This is a genomic window from Corynebacterium sp. DNF00584 (assembly GCF_001552965.1).
Classification (GTDB): Bacteria; Actinomycetota; Actinomycetes; order Mycobacteriales; family Mycobacteriaceae; genus Corynebacterium; species Corynebacterium phoceense.
This window is the reverse complement of record NZ_KQ959744.1, coordinates 42675-62944: the sequence shown is the minus strand read 5'-3', so window position 1 is coordinate 62944 and position 20270 is coordinate 42675. Positions and strand designations below refer to the sequence as shown.

General features: G+C 63.2%; 16 protein-coding genes and 1 pseudogene. 10 read left to right on the top strand and 7 right to left on the bottom strand.

Annotation, left to right across the window (positions count from 1 at the left end; genetic code table 11):
• Window positions 1–198 precede the first annotated feature (198 nt).
• The 4 genes and pseudogenes from HMPREF0307_RS05440 to HMPREF0307_RS05425 all read left to right on the top strand — a co-directional run bounded on the left by HMPREF0307_RS05440 (window position 199) and on the right by HMPREF0307_RS05425 (window position 2487).
• A complete protein-coding gene (locus tag HMPREF0307_RS05440) occupies window positions 199–579 on the top strand; it encodes an MmcQ/YjbR family DNA-binding protein (RefSeq protein WP_066488902.1) in 381 nt (126 codons plus the stop codon).
• 84 nt (window positions 580–663) lie between these two features.
• Window positions 664–807 (top strand): annotated as a pseudogene (locus HMPREF0307_RS05435) (alkane 1-monooxygenase); the annotation flags it as partial.
• A 13-nt stretch (window positions 808–820) separates the two neighbouring features.
• On the top strand, window positions 821–1963 hold the full coding sequence (locus HMPREF0307_RS05430; protein WP_070540449.1) for an FAD-binding oxidoreductase: 1143 nt from the start codon (window positions 821–823) through the stop codon (window positions 1961–1963).
• A gap of 32 nt (window positions 1964–1995) precedes the next feature.
• The gene (locus HMPREF0307_RS05425) at window positions 1996–2487 is read left to right on the top strand and encodes a carboxymuconolactone decarboxylase family protein (protein ID WP_066488893.1); all 492 of its coding nucleotides are present in this window, start codon (window positions 1996–1998) and stop codon (window positions 2485–2487) included.
• Window positions 2488–2502: 15 nt separating this feature from the next.
• Here the strand turns inward: HMPREF0307_RS05425 and HMPREF0307_RS05420 are convergent, their stop codons facing one another.
• Window positions 2503–3306 (bottom strand): carbon-nitrogen hydrolase family protein, encoded by an 804-nt coding sequence (locus HMPREF0307_RS05420; RefSeq protein WP_066488889.1) that lies wholly within the window; start codon window positions 3304–3306, stop codon window positions 2503–2505.
• Window positions 3307–3398: 92 nt separating this feature from the next.
• Here HMPREF0307_RS05420 and HMPREF0307_RS12885 point away from each other — a divergent pair, with 92 nt between their 5' ends.
• Together HMPREF0307_RS12885 and HMPREF0307_RS05415 are read left to right on the top strand one after the other, a co-directional pair.
• Window positions 3399–3650 carry a hypothetical protein gene (locus tag HMPREF0307_RS12885; protein WP_141628663.1) on the top strand — a complete coding sequence of 84 codons (252 nt, stop codon included), beginning with the start codon at window positions 3399–3401 and terminating at the stop codon, window positions 3648–3650.
• The gene (locus tag HMPREF0307_RS05415; protein WP_066488880.1) at window positions 3647–4756 is read left to right on the top strand and encodes an alpha/beta hydrolase; all 1110 of its coding nucleotides are present in this window, start codon (window positions 3647–3649) and stop codon (window positions 4754–4756) included. The genes HMPREF0307_RS12885 and HMPREF0307_RS05415 overlap by 4 nt, the downstream gene beginning before the upstream one ends.
• Here the strand turns inward: HMPREF0307_RS05415 and HMPREF0307_RS05410 are convergent.
• Window positions 4753–6273 (bottom strand): acetaldehyde dehydrogenase ExaC, encoded by a 1521-nt coding sequence (locus tag HMPREF0307_RS05410; RefSeq protein WP_066488873.1) that lies wholly within the window; start codon window positions 6271–6273, stop codon window positions 4753–4755. The two genes, HMPREF0307_RS05415 and HMPREF0307_RS05410, sit on opposite strands and share 4 nt — an antisense overlap.
• A gap of 694 nt (window positions 6274–6967) precedes the next feature.
• Between HMPREF0307_RS05410 and HMPREF0307_RS05405 the strand changes: the two genes are divergently transcribed.
• Entirely contained in the window at window positions 6968–7909 is a 942-nt protein-coding gene (locus tag HMPREF0307_RS05405) for an Abi family protein (protein ID WP_066488870.1), read from the top strand.
• Between the two features lie 121 nt (window positions 7910–8030).
• Here the strand turns inward: HMPREF0307_RS05405 and HMPREF0307_RS05400 are convergent, their stop codons facing one another.
• The 4 genes from HMPREF0307_RS05400 to dnaK all read right to left on the bottom strand — a co-directional run bounded on the left by HMPREF0307_RS05400 (window position 8031) and on the right by dnaK (window position 12378).
• The gene (locus tag HMPREF0307_RS05400; RefSeq protein ID WP_066488858.1) at window positions 8031–8447 is read right to left on the bottom strand and encodes a heat shock protein transcriptional repressor HspR; all 417 of its coding nucleotides are present in this window, start codon (window positions 8445–8447) and stop codon (window positions 8031–8033) included.
• 15 nt (window positions 8448–8462) lie between these two features.
• Complete coding sequence (gene dnaJ, locus HMPREF0307_RS05395; protein WP_066488847.1) at window positions 8463–9653, bottom strand: molecular chaperone DnaJ; 1191 nt, start codon at window positions 9651–9653, stop codon at window positions 8463–8465.
• Between the two features lie 152 nt (window positions 9654–9805).
• On the bottom strand, window positions 9806–10525 hold the full coding sequence (gene grpE, locus HMPREF0307_RS05390; RefSeq protein WP_066488842.1) for a nucleotide exchange factor GrpE: 720 nt from the start codon (window positions 10523–10525) through the stop codon (window positions 9806–9808).
• Entirely contained in the window at window positions 10525–12378 is a 1854-nt protein-coding gene (gene dnaK, locus HMPREF0307_RS05385; protein WP_066488835.1) for a molecular chaperone DnaK, read from the bottom strand. The genes grpE and dnaK overlap by 1 nt, the downstream gene beginning before the upstream one ends.
• A 667-nt stretch (window positions 12379–13045) precedes the next feature.
• On the opposite strand from dnaK, the gene HMPREF0307_RS05380 reads away from it, so the two are divergent.
• The gene (locus tag HMPREF0307_RS05380; RefSeq protein ID WP_066488829.1) at window positions 13046–16549 is read left to right on the top strand and encodes a bifunctional proline dehydrogenase/L-glutamate gamma-semialdehyde dehydrogenase; all 3504 of its coding nucleotides are present in this window, start codon (window positions 13046–13048) and stop codon (window positions 16547–16549) included.
• Window positions 16550–16643: 94 nt separating this feature from the next.
• Window positions 16644–18098, top strand: coding sequence for an AI-2E family transporter (locus tag HMPREF0307_RS05375; RefSeq protein WP_231725064.1), 1455 nt, complete (start codon window positions 16644–16646; stop codon window positions 18096–18098).
• 180 nt (window positions 18099–18278) lie between these two features.
• On the opposite strand, the gene HMPREF0307_RS05370 is transcribed toward HMPREF0307_RS05375, so the two are convergent.
• A complete protein-coding gene (locus HMPREF0307_RS05370; RefSeq protein ID WP_066488821.1) occupies window positions 18279–18893 on the bottom strand; it encodes a nucleosidase in 615 nt (204 codons plus the stop codon).
• A gap of 959 nt (window positions 18894–19852) precedes the next feature.
• Here HMPREF0307_RS05370 and HMPREF0307_RS05365 point away from each other — a divergent pair.
• Window positions 19853–20254: a (deoxy)nucleoside triphosphate pyrophosphohydrolase gene (locus HMPREF0307_RS05365; RefSeq protein WP_066488812.1), complete on the top strand. Its 402-nt coding sequence runs from the start codon at window positions 19853–19855 to the stop codon at window positions 20252–20254.
• The last annotated feature ends 16 nt before the right edge of the window (window positions 20255–20270 follow it).

The following is a 20270-nucleotide window of genomic DNA, read 5'->3' as shown; positions in this document are numbered from 1 at the left end:
TGTTTCTTCTTTCGTCTCTTCCTGATATATCTGCCGTTCCCGGCCGTTGTGCCACCCCACTCTAGGGGCTTCACTGTCCATAACGCACCCAAAGTTGAGTTTGTTCCACTCAAGTTGAAAATTCTTAAAAGTTTTCCTGCTCGCCCTTGAGTGTGGATCACGCAACTTTACCCCTACCTGGGGTAGTACCCTACAACCATGAGCGATGTAGCCCCCGTATTCAGCCACGCCCGGTCCGCGGCACTCGAGCTGCCCGGCACACAACTCACCCACCCTTTCGGCCCCGCGTGGGACGTGTGGAAGATCCAAGGAAAAGTCTTCGCGCTGCTCACCGAGGAAGCCGGAAAGCCCATGGCCATCGTAAAGTCCGATCCCCTCATCGGCGAGAGCCTGCGCCTCGAGTTCCCCCTCATCACGCCCGGCTATCACATGAATAAGAAGCACTGGATCACCCTCGTGGATGGCCTGCCACCGGAGGTTATCCGTGAGCTGGTCACCGAGTCCTACCGCCTCGTCGTGGCCAAGCTCCCCCGCCGCCTGCGCCCCATCGACCCAGAGACCTTTGGCCGCCGGGGGTAGGCAAAGGCTGCGACATTATCACTACTGCGCTGCATAAACACACCTCATACGCTTTTGTACCCTAACTAACCTTATGCACGTACCGATACCCTGCTCATCACCGTGCCCACCGACATGGGCGTCGACGTCAACGTGAAGATCCTCGAGAACTTCGCCACGCACGTCGCGCCGGCCCTGGGCTGGAAGCCGAATACGGAGGGCCCGGTGACGGGTTACCCGATCGACTAATACACTGCTAGATATGCAGCATCTGGCGGACCTCATCCTAGAAAATCCCTCGGCATTTCGTGACCGCGTGCACGAGGATTTCTACACCAGGATTCTCGAGGCCCGCCAGATTTTTGGTTTTCGCATGGCCGAGACCCACGTGGACATGGCTCCGGCCCTCGCGTGGTATCTTCAGCACTGCTCGGAGGATGGCGTGCCCAACGCGCAAGCGCGCGAGCGCATTGCTTTCCTCGGCCGCGACCACCGCCGCCACGGCTTCCCTCCCGCGGCCTTCGCCGCGTTCTCCCAGTCCCTCATGGCGGGCCTGAAGCCCTTTGAGCTTTCCGATGCCGCCTCCCGCGCCGCCCAGCGCGCCTTCACCGAGCTCGCCGCCCTGCTCTCCGGCGCCGCCGAGGAGGCTGACCTCGCAGGCACCCCGCCGGCACACCAGGCACAGGTCGTCGACGTCGTCCGACCCAACCGCGAGCTCGCCCTCGTGCGCCTCGAGACCGCCATGCCCATTGACTTTGCGCCCGGTCAGTATTTCCCGGTGACCTCCAAGTTTTTACCCGGCACCTGGCGTCACCTCACCCCGGCCGCACCCTCGACCTCCACAGGCCAGCTCGAATTCCACGTGCGCGGTGTGGGGGATGCCTCGCGCACTCTTGCGCGCGCCCAGGTGGGCGACACGTGGACCCTCGGCGCGCCGCGCGGCGAGTTCGCGCACACGCTGGGCGACGGCGAGTACCCCGTCTTCCTCTGCTTCGGCACCGGCTGGGCGGCCGTGCGTACCTGGCTCCTCGCCCAGGTCGAGGCCGCCATCGAGACCCCCGCCGACATCGAGTGCTCGCTCTACTCGGTGGCGCCGAGCCCCGGGCATCACTACGACACGACGGTGCTCGACAACCTGGCCGCACTCAACCCGGACATGCGCGTCCATCTCCTCGTCGACGCCGCGGAGGACCCACTCCTCCTGGGCGCGCCCGAGCCTGACGTCTACTGCGAACCCACCAATGATCCTGTCATGACCATGCTCTCACGCGAGGACGCCCACGGCTCCCGCTTCATTCTCGTGGGTCCCGAGGTCCGCGTCACGGACGCCGCCGCGAAGCTGCGCGCCGCCGGCATCACCGCCGTCGAGGAACACCCCTGGGGACGAACGAGTCACAGTTTCTAGCCTGGCGCACCGCGCGAATTTACACTGGATTTATGACTGAAAATAATTCACGTATCCAGCTGCGTTCCGCCATGCCGGAGACCTCCCGCGCGCAATACGCCGTCACGGACACCATCATCGCCCGTGCCACCGAGCTCGGCATCCCCCGCGCCGTCCTCGAGCTCGCCTTCGTCCGCGTCTCACAGGTCAACCGCTGCGCGTACTGCACGGACGTCCACTCGCGGCTCGCCACGAAGTTCTACACCGAGGCTGGAGAATCTGCCGAAGACATCACCCGCAAGTTCGCCCTCGCTCCCGGCTGGCGCGAAGCCGCTGGCGTGTACACCGACCTCGAGCGCGCCGGACTCGACATCGCCGAGGCTGTCACGAGCGTCGAGCACGGCGCCCTTCCCGACGAGGACTATGACCGCCTCCGCGCGCAGCTCGGCGATGACGTCCTCGCGGTATTCCTCATGGGCTGCATCAACATGAACGTCTTCAACCGCATTCACCTGTTCTCCCACACCGTGGTGGGCCAGCCCTAAGCAGCGGTAACAGCTCTAGAGAATAGGCAGCGCCTTACGCGCCTTCTCCACCTCTGCCATGTCGAGGTCGGCATAGAGGATCTCGTCCTCGTAGCCGGCCTCCTCAAGCCGCACGCCGGTGGGGCCCACCACAACGCTGTGCCCCAGCCCCGTCGGCCCCGAGGCCTCGCCCGCCGCAGCTTCGCCGCCCGGGCGCGACTGACCCGCCGCCACGATGTAGCTCGTGGAATCCAGCGCACGCGCCGCCGAGAGCAGGCGCCATTGCTCGCGCTTGCCCGGACCGTCAGCCCAGCTAAACGGCACGGCGATGACCTGCGCACCCGCGCGCGCCAAGTCTCGGAACTGCTCGGGGAAGCGCACGTCATAACACGTCGCCACACCCACCGTCACGCCGTCAAGGTCAAAAGTGACCAGGTCCGTGCCCGGTCGCACGGTATCTGATTCCTTGTAATCAAAAGCGTCATACGTGTGAATCTTGTCGTAGCCGCGATGGATCCCAGGGCCAGTGATGAGCGCGGTATTCGAGACGCGATTGATAGTCTTCCCGTCACGCTCGACGGCATCGGCAGGCCGGAACATGCCCGCAATGACCGTGACCTCCAACTCCTCAGCCACCTCGCGCAGCCCCGTGGCGAAGGGGCCATCAAAGTCGGACGCCTGGGTGTCGAGACGCCCAGAGTCGAAGCTCTGCGCCGTCGCTTCCGGCAGCACGATAAGCCGCGCGCCCTCACCGGCAGCGCGCCGGATAAGCTCCGTGGCGCGCTCCAGGTTGCCGTTCGTATCTCCAGTGGACGTAAATTGCACAGCTGCGACCTTCATGGTTGCCCAATGTAATGGGCAGCCGGTGAGTTATCCACAGATTTCTTCTTTCGCCCTTGCCAGATGGCGGCGCACCCCGTAGTGGTGAAGGCATGATCTACTTCACTGATAACGCACCACAGCACCTGTCCACTCTGCGCAGCCACCACTTCACGCCGCACTTTCCTACCACGGGAGGCCCACACACCTCCCGCGCCTTAGCCACCGTCGCCGCTCGCTGGTCGTCAGCGATTAGCCAGGCTGAGACTGCTCGCGGGGCACACCTCGACGCCCTCGAACGCCTACTTACTGATATTCGAGTCGGCGACGAAGCACTCGCCGCGCGCTTAGGAGACCTCCCATGAGCCCCGCGCGTTCCTTGGCCACCGCCGCCACCCAACTCGACTCCACCTCCTCTCACCTGCACGGATACACAGTGGAGTGGCGCCATCATGCGGATGCCCTATTTTTGGCAACAGCTGGCCCCGCGCCTGAAAGCGCACGCCACAACGTCGAGCTCGCCCGCGCGTCCCTCGAGCAACCACGCGCCGAAATGGCCGCCGTGGCGGGAGTCCTCCGCAGCTACTCCCCACTAGAAGACCTCCTCGAACCGCTTGCCGATGGCCTCGCCCCCGGGCTCGCGGGCATCGGCGAGGCGCTCGACTGGATGTGCGCCCGTGAGATCGCGGCGCTCTGCTCGGACACCACAGCCGAGCCACCCCAACGTCTCGAGGACTTCGAGGGCCTCTCACTCGAGGGAATTCATGAGATTCATCTATCCAGCGCCCCAGCACACGTCATAGCTTTGGCCGAAGCCAACCCCGATCTGCTCATCCTCGAGGCCTCCGAGGGCAGGTTCGCCGCCCTCGTGGATCCGACCTCCGCCCGCACGCAACCGTCGTCCATCACCACGTATATCCCCGGCACCGGGTCCTCGAATCCGGCGAGCTGGCAGTCTCACATCGACAATGCCCGAGCGCTCGCCACCGCGACGGGAAGCCCGGCCGTCGCGTGGGTGGGATACGACGCGCCGCCGCGAGTACCGCTGGCCACCCGGCGCGCTCCCGCGGAGAAGGGGGCCCGCGCGCTCACCCGTTTTCACCGCGCGCTGCGTCGCCGCTTCCCACGCGCGCACCATATCGTGGTCGGCTATTCGTATGGCTCGACGGTCGCCGGCTACGCCGCACGCGACGGCATGCGCGCCGACGATCTCGTCTTCGTGGGTAGCCCCGGTGCCGGCGTCCATCGCGCCGACGAACTTCCGGGACGCGTGTGGTCCGTGACGAATGCGGACGATCCGATCCGCTATTCCACGGGTCCTGTGGGCGGCGTCCACGGGACCGATCCCAGCACGCCGTGGTTTGGAGCCGACCCCGTGCCCGGAACGCAGGGAAGGCCGGGTGACCATTCCAGCTATTGGTCAGACCCGGCCTTCTTTGAGGGCGTGGGAGCTATCGCCCGGCGCTACTAGAACAGGCCCGCTGGCTGCTCGCTGTAGGAGACCAGAAGGTTCTTGGTCTCCTGGTAGTGAGCGAGCATCATGAGGTGGTTCTCGCGGCCGATACCAGACTCCTTGTAGCCGCCGAACGCGGCGTGCGCCGGGTAGACGTGGTACTGGTTCACCCACACGCGGCCTGCCTGAATGTCGCGACCAGCGCGGTAGCAGATGTTTGCATTGCGCGACCACACACCAGCGCCCAGGCCGAAGTTCGTGTCATTCGCAATCTGAATGGCCTCGTCGTAGTCCTTGAAGGTCGCGACGGAGAGGACCGGACCGAAGATCTCCTCACGGAAGATGCGCATGTCGTTCGTGCCCTTGAAGACGGTCGGCTCGATGTAAAAGCCGTTGTCCAGGCCCTCCACCTTATTCACGTGGCCACCGGTGAGGACCTCCGCGCCCTCCTTCGGGCCGATCTCCAGGTACTCGGTGATCTTGTCCATCTGCTCCTGGGACGCCTGGGCACCCATCATGGTCTCTGTGTCGAGCGGGTCGCCAATCTTGATCTTCTTCACGCGCTCGATGGCACGCTCGATGAACTTGTCCGCGATGGACTCGTGGACGAGCGCGCGCGACGGGCAGGTGCAGACCTCGCCCTGATTGAGGGCGAACATCACGAAGCCTTCGACGCACTTCTCGAGGTAGGTGTCATCCTCGTCCATGATGTCCGGGAAGAAGATGGACGGGGACTTGCCGCCCAGCTCAAGGGTGACCGGAATGAGCTTGTCGGCAGCAGCCTTGTTGATGATCTTGCCCACCGGGGTCGAGCCTGTGAAGGCGATCTTTGTGATGCGGTCCGAGGTGGACAGCGCCACACCGGCTTCCTCGCCGATGCCGTTGACGATGTTGACGACGCCCGCAGGGAGCAGGTCGCCGATGAGCTCCATGACGAAGAGGACGGAGGCCGGGGTCTGCTCGGCCGGCTTCAGGACGACCGTGTTGCCTGCGGCGAGCGCCGGCGCCAGCTTCCATGCCGCCATGAGGAGCGGGAAGTTCCACGGGATGATCTGGCCCACGACGCCGAGCGGCTCGTAGAAGTGGTAAGCGACGGTGTCCTTGTCGATCTGCGACAGGCGGCCTTCCTGGGAGCGCAGGGCGCTCGCAAAGTAACGGAAGTGGTCGACCATGAGCGGGATATCTGCGGCGAGCGTCTCGCGCACGGCTTTGCCGTTGTCCCATGTCTCCGCGACGGCAATCTTCTCGAGGTTCTCCTCGATCCGATCCGCGATCTTGAGCAGGATGTTGGCGCGCTCGGCGGGCGAGGTGTGGCCCCAGGTCTCAAAGGCCTTCTCTGCCGCATCGATGGCGAGGTTGATGTCTGCTTCCTTGCCACGCGCAACCTGGCAGAAGACCTCACCGGTGATCGGCGTGATGTTGTCCATGTACTCACCGTCGGCCGGGGCAACCCACTCGCCACCGATGTAGTTGTCGTAGCGGTCGCGGTAGGTGACGATGGAGCCTTCAGTGCCGGGATCTGCGTAGCGGGTCATGGTGGTGTCCTTTCGAAGCGGAGGCGTCGCCACAATTCTTTTCTGTAGTGAGCTACGCCATATCGGATTGAGTTACCCAACAGTAACTGAAATGACTTAACTACCGCCACAACTCCGGCACTACTACTTTGCGAAACTTTGCAAGGATCCCCCACCCATGAATATTCACGCTGTTCACACGACATCCAACCCCAACTCAACGGGGGTATTCCAATCGGCTGGCAGGAATCAAAAACACCCGAGCGCCCCTCCTGTTGGCTCAACAGAAAGGGCGCTCGAGTGTGCTGACGTGGCGTACTGCGCTAGTGGCTGCGCTTGCGGCGCGGGGTCCACATGACCACAGAGGTCGACCGCGGAACGTGGACGAGTTCGCGACCCGTCGAAGTGCCCACTCCCCTTGAGCACCTGCGAATCCGGACGAGCCACCTGGAAGATCGTTGTGGCAGCCTTGACACGATTCCTGCCCCTAGAGACCGGCATGAGACTGCCTAGATTGAGGGCAACCATTCAGCTCGACTTAACCCCTGTTAAAAGTGGGCCGGGACTCTCATGTGGAGACACCAGCTTCGACACGTAAGGTTGACCAAGCAGCCACGTTGACGTACCGTAAGAAGCGATAGATCCTCGGTCAGGCCTCTAATCCCGCAAGGGACAATGCACAAATGACCGGGGCCTTTCACATTCTAGGAAGCTCATGGTCAAACACTGGCTCAGTTACGACGAACAAATCACACTGCTTCAAGAACGCGGTTTGAACGTCGCTGACACCGCATCAGCAGCCAAATTCCTATCTCGTGTAAACTACTACCGTCTTTCGGGATATTTCCGTTATTGGCAAGTTGACCCAATGACAGGCAACAATCGCTTCCTCGACGGTTCCTCCTTTGAAGATATTCAGAGGCTCTACGAAGCCGAGCAAGACTTGGTTGCAGTATGCGACGAAGTTCTCCACCCGATCGAGGTTCTTCTGAGAATCCGGTTCGCCTACTATTACGCACAGCGTGTCGGAGCGATCGGAACGTTCGCCCGTGGCGACGGGTTCACGCAATCGCCCGGTCCTAATGACGAACGTGTCGAAGAACATGCGCTGGCGAATCTAGATCGCAGCAAAGAGACCTTTGTGTCTCACTACCGTGATGAGCTCAAAACGGGCAACGCTTACAGCATCGATGCCTATGCGCGCATGCCCATCTGGGTAGCGGTTGAGGCCTTCTCGTTTGGCAGTCTATCCAGGCTTATTGAAGCTTCAAGCAAGTCGGGAGTGCTGCACGACATGGCAGCGTCGATGAACGTTTCTCCAACTACGCTGCCAAGCCAAGTCCGGTCATTCGTCTACTTGCGCAACCGCAACGCCCACTGTGCGAAGCTGTGGAACCATGCTGTCCTCGACCGTCCAGGACTCCTGCCTAACATCGTACGACGAGTCAAACGAAACCACCGTCAGTTCAGTGATCACTCGATCTACAAGATCTTCGTAGCGCTTGACCAGGTCGCCACCAAGACCGGTCTCCAGCATGATTGGCTCGCCAACCGCGTCGAGCCAATCCTTGCCACGCATCCCCTTCTTGCCGCAGGCATCGCAACCCCAGCCCGCTACGGAGAAATGTCGACGCAACTACTCACCACAGACCACTAGCACCACACCGTCCCGCCTACGACATCCCACTCAAAATAGACGATGAAACCACAAGCACCCGAGTGCCCTCCTGTTGAGCCAACAGGGAGGACCCTCGGGTGCAGCGAGCTGGCGTGCGACACTAGCGGCCGCGCTTGCGGCGCGGGGTCCACATGACCACGGAGGTCGACCGCGGAACGTGGACGAGCTCGCGGCCCGTCGACGCAGACGAGGAGCGGGCACGCAGCTCGCGGACTTCCTCAAGAAGCGCGTCGCGCTCGGCGAGAAGCTGGTCGCGTTCCTCGGTGAGCTCGATAATCGACTTAATGCCGGCGAGGTTGACGCCTTGCTCCTGGGACAGCTCCTGGATGTGGCGCAGCAGCTCGATGTCTCGGTCAGAGTAGCGGCGTCCGCCGCCGCGCGTGCGGGCCGGGGACACCAGACCCATCCGGTCGTACGTGCGCAGGGTCTGCGCATGCATTCCGGAAAGCTCCGCAGCGACGGAGATAACGTACATCTTCTTCGGTGCCTCGCGCGGACCGTCGGTGGAATTAGCCATCACTGCTCACCTGCCTTACTTGTTGCCCGCCCAGTCGGCGCGCGGGTTAAAGCCGGAGTCGCGCTCAGCCTGTGCGTAGGTGCGCAGAGCCGAGGTGGCTGCGGCATCGAGCGTCGAAGGGACCTTGACCTGGACCGTCACCATGAGGTCACCCGGTGTACCGGAACGGCGCGTGATGCCACGGCCACGCACGCGCAGCGTGCGGCCATCCGGAGTACCGGCGGCAATCTTCACGCGCACCGGCTGGTCGAGCGTGGGCACCGTGATGGTGTCACCGAGGGCCAGCTCCGCAAAGGACACGGGGACCGTGATGTGCAGGTCGTCGCCGTCACGAGTGAAGACCTTGTCCGGCTTCACGGACACGCTCACAAAGAGGTCGCCCGCGGGAGTGCCGTTGGGGCCTGCCTCGCCTTGGCCGGCCAGGCGCACCTTTTGACCGTCGATGACGCCGGCGGGGATGCGCACGGTGATCGAGCGGGTGCGGCGCACCGTTCCGCTGCCGTTGCAGTCCGGGCAAGGATCCGTGATCTTCTGGCCGGTGCCGCCGCAGTCGGTGCACGGCTGGGAAAACCCGAAGGTGCCGCGCTGCTCCGAGGTAAACCCGGTGCCGTCACAGCGTGAGCACTTCTGCTTCTTGCCGGAGCGGGAGCCAGAGCCATGGCACGTGGTACACGGCGCGTCGCCCGTTAGTTGGAGCGGAAGCGTCGTCCCTTTCGCCGCTTCTCGGAATTCAAGGGTGACGTGCGTTTCGACGTCCGCCCCCCGCGACGGGCGAGCTGTTCGGCCAGCACCACCGCCGCGGTTGAAAACGCCACCGAAGATATCCCCAAGACCACCGCCGCGAGGCGCTCCTCCAGCGTGTCCGAAGATGTCCGAGAGGTCGAAGTCCGCTTCGAAGCCTTGCCCCGGCGCCGTGCGAAACCCGCCGGGAAAGCCGGCGCCTCCCGTCCCAAAGCCGCCGCCGCGTGCGACCATAGCTTTGAAGTCGTCGTATTCCTTGCGGGTCGCGGCATCAGCGAGGACCTCGTGGGCCTCGGCGACGGCCTTGAAGCGTTCGAGCGCCTCCGGATTATCGGGATTAGCGTCCGGGTGGTTCTCGCGGGCCAGCTTGCGGTAGGCGCGCTTGATCTCCTCCGGGGTTGCGGATGAGGAGACCCCCAGATCCGCGTAATAATCTTTTTCTGCCCATTCAGGTTTCACGCTCACTGGGCATCTCCTCCTTTCGTGTTGGTCGCCGGCCCACACCGGCGTGGTGTCATTGTCAACGTGTGTTCTAAAGCTCTAACTAAAAATCTAAAAGGTGCGGATACACCGCGGGCGCCGGATAACCATTGGTGTGGCCCCGGCGCCCCAGCGTTCTACTCCGCGTCAGTCGCTGACTCAGCCGACTCGGCCGGGTCCGCGATAATCACCATGGCGGTGCGGATGAGCTTCTCGCCCACCCGGTAGCCCTGGCGCAGGACGGTCCCGATGACCTGCTCGGAACCGGAGGAGAGATCCTGGACTGCCTCGTGAATCTCCGGGTCGAATGCGTCGCCCTCCACGCCGAAGGCTTCCACCTTCTGAGCGGTGAGCACGCCCACGAGCTTGTCTGAGATGGACTTGAGCGGGCCATCCTCCAAGTCGCCGTGCTGGCGAGCCAGCGCAAGGTCATCGAGGATGGGCAGGAACTGCCCCAGCACCTGCGCCTTAGCGGTCTCAATGACCTGGGAGCGCTCGCGCTCCGTGCGGCGGCGGTAGTTGGTGTACTCCGCGTTGAGACGCTGCAGGTCCTCGGTGCGCTCGGCGAGCTGCTCCTCGACCGTCGGCTCAGCAGAAGCCTCGGCGCCGGAGGCGGCATCGGCAGCCGCGGCCTCAGCCTCTGCGCCGTCCTCGGTGGCGTCGAGGTCAGCCTCGACGTCGGCGAGGGCCTCTTCGAGGTCGGACTCGAGCGTGGGGTCAAGCTCCTCAGCGGAACCGCTAGCCTGGGCGGCGCGAGCCTCCTCGGCAGCGGACTCGGCGCGGTCGGCCGAGGTAGCCTCGGGGTCGGTGTGCTCCGGGTCGCCGGGGTTGTCCGGCATTCCGTTGTGGTCAGCCATTACTTGTTGTCCTTACCTTCGGTGTCCTCGTCGACAACCTCAGCGTCGACGACGTTGGGGTCTTCGTCAGCTCCTGCCGACGCGCCAGCGTCGGCAGCGGCGGCCTCGGCAGCCTGAGCCTCGTAGATCTGCTTACCCATCTCCTGGGACTCGGTGTTGAGCTTCTCCACGGCGGACTTGATGGCCTCGATGTCCTCGCCCTTGAGGGCCTCGTCGACGGCGTCGGCAGCCTCGGTGACCTTGGTCTTGACGTCCTCAGAAACCTTGTCTGCGTTCTCGTCAAGGAACTTGCGAGTCTGGTAGGAAGCACCCTCAGCCTGGTTGCGGACCTCCTGCTCCTCGCGGCGCTTCTTGTCCTCCTCAGCGTGCTGCTCGGCATCCTTGATCATGCGGTCGATCTCCTCCTGGGAGAGGCCGGAACCATCCTGGATCTTGATGGTGTTTTCCTTGCCAGTGCCCTTGTCCTTCGCGGACACGGAGACGATGCCGTTGGCGTCGATGTCGAAGGTGACCTCAATCTGCGGCACACCGCGCGGGGCCGGAGCGATGCCGCCCAGCTCGAAGGAGCCCAGCAGCTTGTTGGCCGAAGCCATCTCGCGCTCGCCCTGGAAGACCTGGATCTGGACCGACGGCTGGTTGTCCTCAGCCGTGGTGAAGGTCTCGGACTTCTTGGTCGGGATGGTGGTGTTGCGCTCGATGAGCTTGGTCATCACGCCACCCTTGGTCTCGATACCGAGGGACAGCGGGGTGACGTCGAGGAGCAGCACGTCCTTGACCTCGCCGCGCAGAACGCCAGCCTGCAGGGCAGCGCCGACGGCAACGACCTCGTCCGGGTTCACGCCCTTGTTCGGCTCGCGGCCAGTCATCTCCTTGACCAGCTCAGAGACGGCCGGCATACGGGTGGAACCACCCACGAGGACGACGTGGTTGATGTCCGACAGGGACAGGCCAGCGTCCTTGATGACCTGGTTGAACGGCGCCTTAGTGCGGTCGAGCAGGTCCTGGGTGATCTTCTGGAACTCGGTGCGGGACAGGGTCTCGTCGAGGAAGAGCGGGTTCTTGTCCGAGTCGACCGTGATGTACGGCAGGTTGATGGTGGCGGACTGGGAGGAAGACAGCTCAATCTTGGCCTTCTCCGCGGCCTCGCGCAGACGCTGCAGGGCCATCTTGTCCTTGGTCAGGTCAATGCCGTTGGCGTTCTTGAATTTCTCCACCAGCCAGTCGACGATGCGCTGATCCCAGTCGTCACCACCGAGCTGGTTGTCACCGGCGGTAGCCATAACCTCAACAACGCCGTCACCAATCTCCAGCAGGGAGACGTCGAAGGTACCGCCACCAAGGTCGAAGACCAGAATGGTCTGCTCCTGCTCGCCCTTCTCCAGGCCGTAGGCCAGAGCAGCGGCGGTCGGCTCGTTGACGATACGCAGGACGTTGAGGCCCGCAATCTGGCCGGCTTCCTTGGTGGCCTGGCGCTGGGAGTCCTCGAAGTACGCCGGGACGGTAATGACGGCGTCCGTGACGTCCTCACCGAGGTACGCCTCCGCGTCGCGCTTCAACTTCATGAGCGTACGAGCGGAAATCTCCTGCGGGGTGTACTTCTTGCCGTCGATATCCACAGTCCAGTCGGTGCCGATGTGGCGCTTGACGGAGCGGATGGTGCGGTCAACGTTGGTCACAGCCTGGTTCTTGGCAGACTGGCCAACGAGGATTTCGCCGCCGTTCTTCGCGAATGCGACGACGGACGGGGTGGTGCGAGCACCTTCAGAGTTAGCGATAACAGTCGGCTCGCCGCCTTCCAGAACGGAAACGACCGAGTTCGTGGTGCCGAGGTCAATACCTACTGCGCGTCCCATAATGATGTTCTCCTTCTACAGGTTTGTTGTGTATTCATCGTTTCGGGCTGCCCCTTAAGCCTTAAGGGTTGACCCGGCGTGACTCAACTTCGCTGGAGTCCTTGCGCCACTCTAACAGAAGTCCGCGACTCGAAGGTAGAACCTTGAGCGCCCGTCACTCAACCTACACAACGGTACGACTTCCGAAGTTGTTCCCATATGACTCAACTTTCTTTCAAATTTCCCCAAACCCGCAGGTAAAAAGCAAAAAATATTTTTCCACTTGCGCCAAAGAACCCGGTTACCCCCGCCCGCGTGAATGGGTTGACGACGCCCAACGCGAGCGCTATTTTTTCTCATCAAGCGAGATAGATCACGGAACGCACCCAGGTTAGAGGAGCGTCACATGACAGCTCGCGCGGTGCCCGGCATAAAGCCCACGTTGAAACCCCAGGCATAAGGACCCGGTTAAAGCCCGGCTTCAGGCCCCGGCACCTCGTACCTACAAGGGCGCACGCACCCGTGAGGCCCCCTCAAGTGCACCACCACATATTTTCTTCTTCGGACCCGACTCGCCCCGGGCCACGGCACACCAGCCGCGAGCCAGAGGCAGGGACGTGTCTGAGCACCGTGTGTCGTGCTTTCGAGGGTTCGGCCACGGTGAGCATGACTGAGAGGTACTGTCACTATGACCAGCCAGAATTCTTCTGCCCCTGCCTACACCCGCCTGCCGGAATCCGATGATGTCGACGCCGTCGTCGAGGCCGCCGTCACCCGCGCCCACGAATTCCTCAACGCCAGCGCGGACGAGCAAGACAAGGGAACCGAGCAGCTCGCCAGCCTGCTGCGGGATTCCGATGGCGTGAACTTCACCATGGACTTCGTCGACCGCGTCATGCGCCCGGAGGACAACGCCGTGGCCGCCGACGCCCTCAAGGACGTCACTAGCCGCTATGACGCGCGCTTCCTGGGTCTTATCAACGGCACGCTCGTGGGCCTGGGTGGCTTCTTCGGTCCGATCCTCCCGAGCCTCGTCATGCCGCTCGCGCGCCTGCGCATGCGTCAGATGGTGGGCCACCTGGTCCTCGACGCGGAGTCGGACGCCCTGGACAAGATGCTCGACAAGGCCGCGGCGTCCGGCGAGCACTTGAACCTCAACCTGCTCGGCGAAGCCGTCCTCGGCGAGGACGAGGCTCGTTCCCGCGCGGCACGTACCCTGGCGCTCATCCAGAACCCCAAGGTCACGTACGTCTCCGTCAAGGCATCGTCCATGGTGGCGCAGCTCAATCCTTGGGATATCGATGGCTCGGTCGAGCGCTTGAAGGAGCGCCTGCGTCCGCTCTACGAGGCCGCGGTGGCACGCAGCCCGCACGTCTTTATCAACCTGGACATGGAGGAATACCACGACCTCCACCTCACCATTCGCCTCTTCAAGGAACTGCTCAGCGAGCCGGAGTTCCACAACCTCGAGGCCGGCATCGTGCTCCAGGCCTACCTGCCGGATACGTTTGAGGCTCTGGAGGAGCTCGCGGAGTTCGGCGTCGAGCGCGTCGCCAAGGGTGGCGCACCCATCAAGATTCGCATCGTCAAGGGCGCGAACCTCTCCATGGAGCACGTCCAGGGCGAGATCCACGGGTGGAAGGTCGCCACCTACGAGGACAAGGCCCAGGTCGACGCGAACTACTACCGCCTGCTTGACTACATCGTGCGCCCGCAGTTCGCGGACGCCGTGCGCATCGGCATCGCCACGCACAACCTGTTCACCGCGGGCATGGCCTACGAGCTCGCCACCAAGCGCGGCGTGCTGCGCATGCTCGACTCGGAGATGCTCCAAGGCATGTCCCCGGCACAGCAAGAAGCGGTCCGCACCCGCTTCGAGGGCCGCCAGATTCTCTACACCCCGGTCGTCCACGCCGAGGACTTCGACGTCGCCGTGTCCTACCTCGTGCGCCGCCTCGAGGAAAACTCCGCGTCCCAGAACTTCCTCTACGCGCTCTTCGCGCCGGACCAGAAGCAGGCCCTCGCCGATCAGGAGCAGCATTTCCGGACCGCCGTCGCCGAGCGCTGGGAGACTTTTGCTGGCCCGAAGCGCACCCAAGATCGTGTCGATGAATCGACGAACAAACAAGGACGCCAGGCCCCACGCACCGGCCGTTTTACCAACGAGCCGGACACGGATCCGGCCCTGCATGCCAACCGCCAGTGGGCACAGGAAGCGCTCACCACCAACCCAGGCGAGCACGGCATCGAAGAGGTCACCGATCCCCAGCAGGCTGTCGCCGCCATCGCGACGGCCAAGGCGCTGGCGCCCGAGTGGGGTGCGAAGACCGGCCACGAGCGCGCGGAGGTCCTCGACACCATCGCGGACAAACTGGCGGACCACCGCGGGGACTTCATCTCCGTCGCCGCGTGGGAGGCTAACAAGACGGTGACGCAGACGGACCCGGAGGTCTCCGAGGCCATCGACTTCGCCACCTACTACGCGCAGTCCGCACGCTTGCTTGACGATGCCCGCTCGATCTTTACCCCGAACCAGGTCACCGTCGTCACCCCGCCGTGGAACTTCCCGGTGGCCATTCCGGTGGGCGGCATACTCTCCGCGCTCGCGGCGGGCTCGGCCGTCATCATCAAGCCGGCGCCGCAGGTCGTCCACTGCGCCAAGGTCGCGGTCAGCGCCATCCACGAAGGCCTGCGCGAGCACGGCCTCGATACCAGCCTGGTCCAGCTTGTCCTCACCGACGAAGGCGAGGCCGGCAAGGCACTCATCTCCCACGAGGACGTCGACGCCGTCATCCTCACCGGCGCCTCGGACACCGGCGCGCTTTTCCGCTCCTGGCGCCCGGAGATGAACCTCATGGCGGAGACCTCCGGCAAGAATGCGCTCATCATCACCCCGGCCGCGGACCCGGACCTGGCCATCGCGGATCTCTACAACTCGGCGTTCGGCCACTCCGGTCAGAAGTGCTCCGCCGCCTCCCTCGTCATCTTCGTCGGCGCCGCAGGCACCTCGCAGCGCCTGCGCACGCAGCTTATCGATGCCGCCAAGACCCTTAAGGTCGGCCCCGGCCACGACATCACCACGACGATGAACGGTCTCGCCGAAGCTCCCGGTGAGAAGCTCCTGCGCGGCCTCACCCAGCTGGAGCCGGGCGAGACGTGGCTGCTCAAGCCAGAAAAGCTCAACGAGGAGGGCACCCTGTGGTCCCCGGGCATTCGCGATAACGTGCAGCCAGGTTCCTGGTACCACCTGAACGAGTGCTTCGGTCCAGTGCTCGGCATCATGCATGCAGACACCCTCGAGCAGGCCATCGCGTGGCAGAACGCCACTGGTTACGGGCTCACCGGCGGCATCCACTCGCTCGACGACAAGGAGATCGAGTACTGGATGGACCACGTCGAGGTGGGCAACGCCTACGTCAACCGCGGGATTACCGGCGCCATCGTCCAGCGCCAGTCCTTCGGCGGTTGGAAGAAGTCCGTCATGGGTCCGGGTGCCAAGGCCGGCGGCCCCAACTACGTCCCGCAGATGGGCACGTGGTCCGACGGCGAGCTCCGCGTCCACGACGTCGACATTCAGGCCCCGGTCAAGGCCCTGCTCGCCCAGCTTCCCGATGCCCTCAGTGAGGAGGACATCGCCTGGCTGTGGCGTGCCGCCGAACTCGACCAGCTCGCGTGGCAGGAGGAATTCGGCCGCGAACACGACCGCGCAGGTCTCGTCTCCGAAGCCAATATCTTCCGCTACCGCCCAGTGCTCGAGCCGCTGCGCATCCGCATCGGCTCCGGCTACGCGTTGCGTGACGTCGTCCGCCATGCCCTCGCCGGCGCCCTCCTCCGAGCCGAGTTCGACGGAGTCCACTTCGGCAACGTGGAGCCGCGTTTCTCCGCGACGCCGGAGATTGCAGCCGAGCTGGCGGAGCGGGGCATCGGCAAGCTGGGCGTCACGGTCGCTGCACAATCGGACGAGGACTTCGCCCGCGAGCTGGCCCACACGCCGTCTGCACGCGTGCGTGCCCTCGGCGCCGTCGCGGACGATGCCCGCACGGCCGCGGTGGAGTCCAATTCGGTCATCCTCGACCAGCCGGTGCTTGCCGATGGCCGCCGGGAGCTCCTGCCCTACCTCCTGGAGCAGGCAGTTTCGGTGACCATGCACCGCTTCGGTATCATCCGCTCGGTCGCTGGCATCGCGCGTTAAGCGCGCCTGCGGCGTGCCATAGACGCACGCTGTCCTGCCCCAACTTTCTGCCCTTTCTGCAGGAGGTTGGGGCATTTGTGGCAATATAGGGCGGGTGAGTTCAGACAATTCCCAAGAAAATACCTCCACACAGGCACACGGCACCGCCGTGCCGCAGGCAGCCACGGGTAGCCAGGCAAAGATTGCGCAGCCACTCGTCGCTTCCGACGCCGAAGGCATTGGCGCCGATGTGCCCGATGCCCTTGCGCACGACCGCAAGACCGCCGTCATCCACCACGACTTCAAGTCGATGGCGTCGTTCTCGTGGCGATTCATTGTCATCGTCGCGGCCATCGCGCTCATCGGCTACGTGCTCAAGTTCGTGTGGGCAGGCCTGCTTCCCGTTATCCTCGCAATTCTGGTCTCCACGGTGCTCTACCCCGTCACCGCCTTTATGCGTACGAAGTGGCGCTTCCCGGGTGCGCTCGCCGCGGCGACAACGCTGGTGGGCTTCTTCGTCATCGTCGGTGGCATCTTCGTCGCCATGGCACCGACCGTCAAGGAACAGAGCGGCCAGCTCTTCTCGCAGGCCGAAGAAGGCATTAACAAACTCGTCGGCATGACGGACCAGCTGCCCTTCAACGTCGACCAGGCACAGATCCAGTCCGTGGTCGATGACGTCACGAACCTCATTAAGAACCAGGCCTCCAACATCGCTGGCGGCGTGCTCTCTGGCGTGTCCACGGTGAGCTCCATCGTGGTCAACCTCGTCATCATGCTCTTCCTCACCTTCTTCTTCATCAAGGAAGGCGAGAAGTTCCTGCCCTGGCTGCGCAAGTACGTGGGCCACTCCACTGGCTGGCACATCACGGAGCTGTCCAACCGCATCTGGAAGACGCTCTCCGGCTTCATCCAGGCCCAGGCCACCGTCGCCTTCGTCGACGCCGTCCTCATTGGCGCCGGCCTGTGGATCATGGGCGTGCCGCTGGCCTTCGTCATCGGCGTCGTCACGTTCTTCGCCAGCTTCATCCCTGTTATCGGTGCCGTGACCGCCGGCGTCCTCGCCGTCGCCATCGCGCTCGTTTCGCAGGGCTTCACCAGCGCGATTATCGCGCTCATCATCGTCGTCGCCGTCCAGCAGATTGAGGGCAACGTCCTCCAGCCGCTGCTGCAGTCCAAGGCCATGGGCCTGCATGCGGCCATCATCCTGCTCTCCGTGACGGTGGGCTCCGCCCTCGCTGGCATCATCGGCGCGTTCCTTGCTGTGCCCGTCGCCGCGACCATCGGCGTCATCTTCCGCTACAACGCGCTCGTGACCTCCATCCGCTCCGGCGAGGTCGATCCCGCTTCAGCTGAGATCGTCACCGGCGCGCCCAAGCCCGATAAGAAATCGAAGAAGAAGGACGCCACCAAGGCCGAAGATTCCGTCGCTTCCGAACAGGCTGCCGACGACAACGCCACTGACTCCAGCCCCGACATGGACATCGCCCGCGACATCGAGCGCCTCGCTCCCGACTCCCCGCGCGCCAAGGTGCGCGAGCTCTACCTCGCGATGGCGCCGAGCGCCTAGCACTCGGAGCGCATCTACATACACAAGCGCCCACACCTCGCCTACGGGCGAGGTGATTTTCTTTTTCGTTCCTGCTTCTCCCCACGTACAAGCCCACATCAGGCGGGCCAGCTTGCCGATGCCCCCTCCTACAGACTTCCCTGTCCCACCGGGCGTGGTGCAACCGTTGCGAACAACGACCTAAGCCTGCGAAAGGAATCCCGATGTCACGCACGCCTCGTGCAGCTCGTGCGCCGCGCGCGGTAGAGCGTCATCCCACTTGCCCACGCTCGACTCATTAGCTGGATCCGAGACCTGCTTGAGCAGCGTCACCGGCACGCCGAAGCGCTGACAGACCGCCGCGATGGCGTAACCCTCCATGTCGCATAGACCCGAGTCCTGCGCCAGACGCTCACGGGTGTGCGTATCTGAAACGAACATGTCACCCGTCGCCAACCCCTGGACCGGATGGTTGCCGGAAACGGGAATCTCGATGACCTTGGGCAGCAGGTAGCGGTCAATATCGGTGAGGATTTCCAGCTTGAAGTCGTGCTTGGTCACGCGGTCAATCTCGTAGACGCCATCCAGCCCGTCGCGCAGCGCGCCGACCGTGCCAATATTGACCACCCGGCGCGGCAGCGTGCCCTCCTCGCGCGTCACCGTGAGATACTCCGTCAGCGCCATCGCCGCCGGAAGCGTGCCAATACCCGTCACCAACAGCGGAGTGCCCTCCGGCAAGGCCGCGGCTTCTTTGTCTACAGCGGCGACGAACAGAATAGTTGCGGAGTGATTATCTAATTCTTCAATGGCGCTCATGCTCTGAGAGCTTACCGCGGTTCGTATTCCGAAACCGTCGTCACCACGTAGCACAGTCATACTGGTAACTGGATTAGCTTGTATTAGTGCTTACTCCTGCTACCTTCGAAACGCCCGCCGCGTGACGCGCGTACTGAGGTTTCTCCACCCTCAGGGCCAAGATAGTCATTACCCCATGAGTCTTCTGCAAAAATTGGATACTCTTCACGCCAGCTCTTGCGCCTTCGCGGGGCGTAAGCCCGTTCGTAGCTCTTCGAACGGTTCTGACGCTTCTTACGCTTCGATGTCGTCGACGAACCGTGATGTATCGAGCCAGAGTTATCTGTTTTGCCTGCATCTGAGACATCCAACAAATATGGCAGCGCAGCCGCAGGTACGCGTCCTGATGCAATGTCCTGTTTAGATACCCGCGGGTGGTTTTTACGACGCTTGTTCGATCGGGAAGTTGCTTTTCCTCCCTTTGGATTCGATTGACCGACTACGCGCCCTGCTTTATCAATCGTTTTCATTGTTTGAGGTCGTGCAAGGAGCACCACCTTCCTGCGACTGGAACACAGTGTTTTACTGTCGTTCAACTGAAAATGCGTCTGCAAAGACTTTGAATTCGGGAAGTACTGTACTGAACGCCCACATACCGGGCACCGATAAAGGCCATTCTCAAACTTGGCCGTAACGATGAGAGGACTCGACATTCCAAAATCATACGAATTTCGCTCCCCTGTCCGCAGAACTTTCCGCGTACTACTCCCAAATTTAACGCCTCTTCACTACAACCTTCCCACCCCTTCGAACGGGGGAGGCACGAGCCGAATGGACACCACAGCAAAATGGCCTCTGCCGGCGCCGATGCAACTGCCCTAAAACCTTGAGTCATCTACGCAGGCCACGCGCGCATTTAAGGACAAAAGGTCCGGTACATTGTGGAGAAGTAGTCCTGTGTGAACGCCTGGAGGAACAACGTGAAGAAGCGCATCGAAGTCACCGCCGCCGTCTTGGTCCGAGACGGCAAGGTTCTTGGAGCCCGGCGCGGCGAGCAGATGTCTTTGGCGGGTTTCTGGGAGTTCCCCGGTGGAAAGATCGAGCCGGGCGAGACACCGGAGCAGGCACTGCACCGCGAGCTCAAAGAGGAACTCCTCATCGACGCCCAGGTTGGCGATCACCTCGTCACCACGGAGCACGAATACGACTTCGGCATCGTCGTTCTTGCATCGTTCCTGTGCCGACTGCAAGAGGGCGAACCGAAGCTCACCGAGCACGCTGAGATCCGCTGGTTCGCGCCGGAAGATCTGTTGTCCGTCGAGTGGGCGCCAGCTGACGTCGAGGCCGTCGAGCTCGTTCTGGCCCGCATGCAGCAGCCTTAAGCCGAACGGCCCTGGA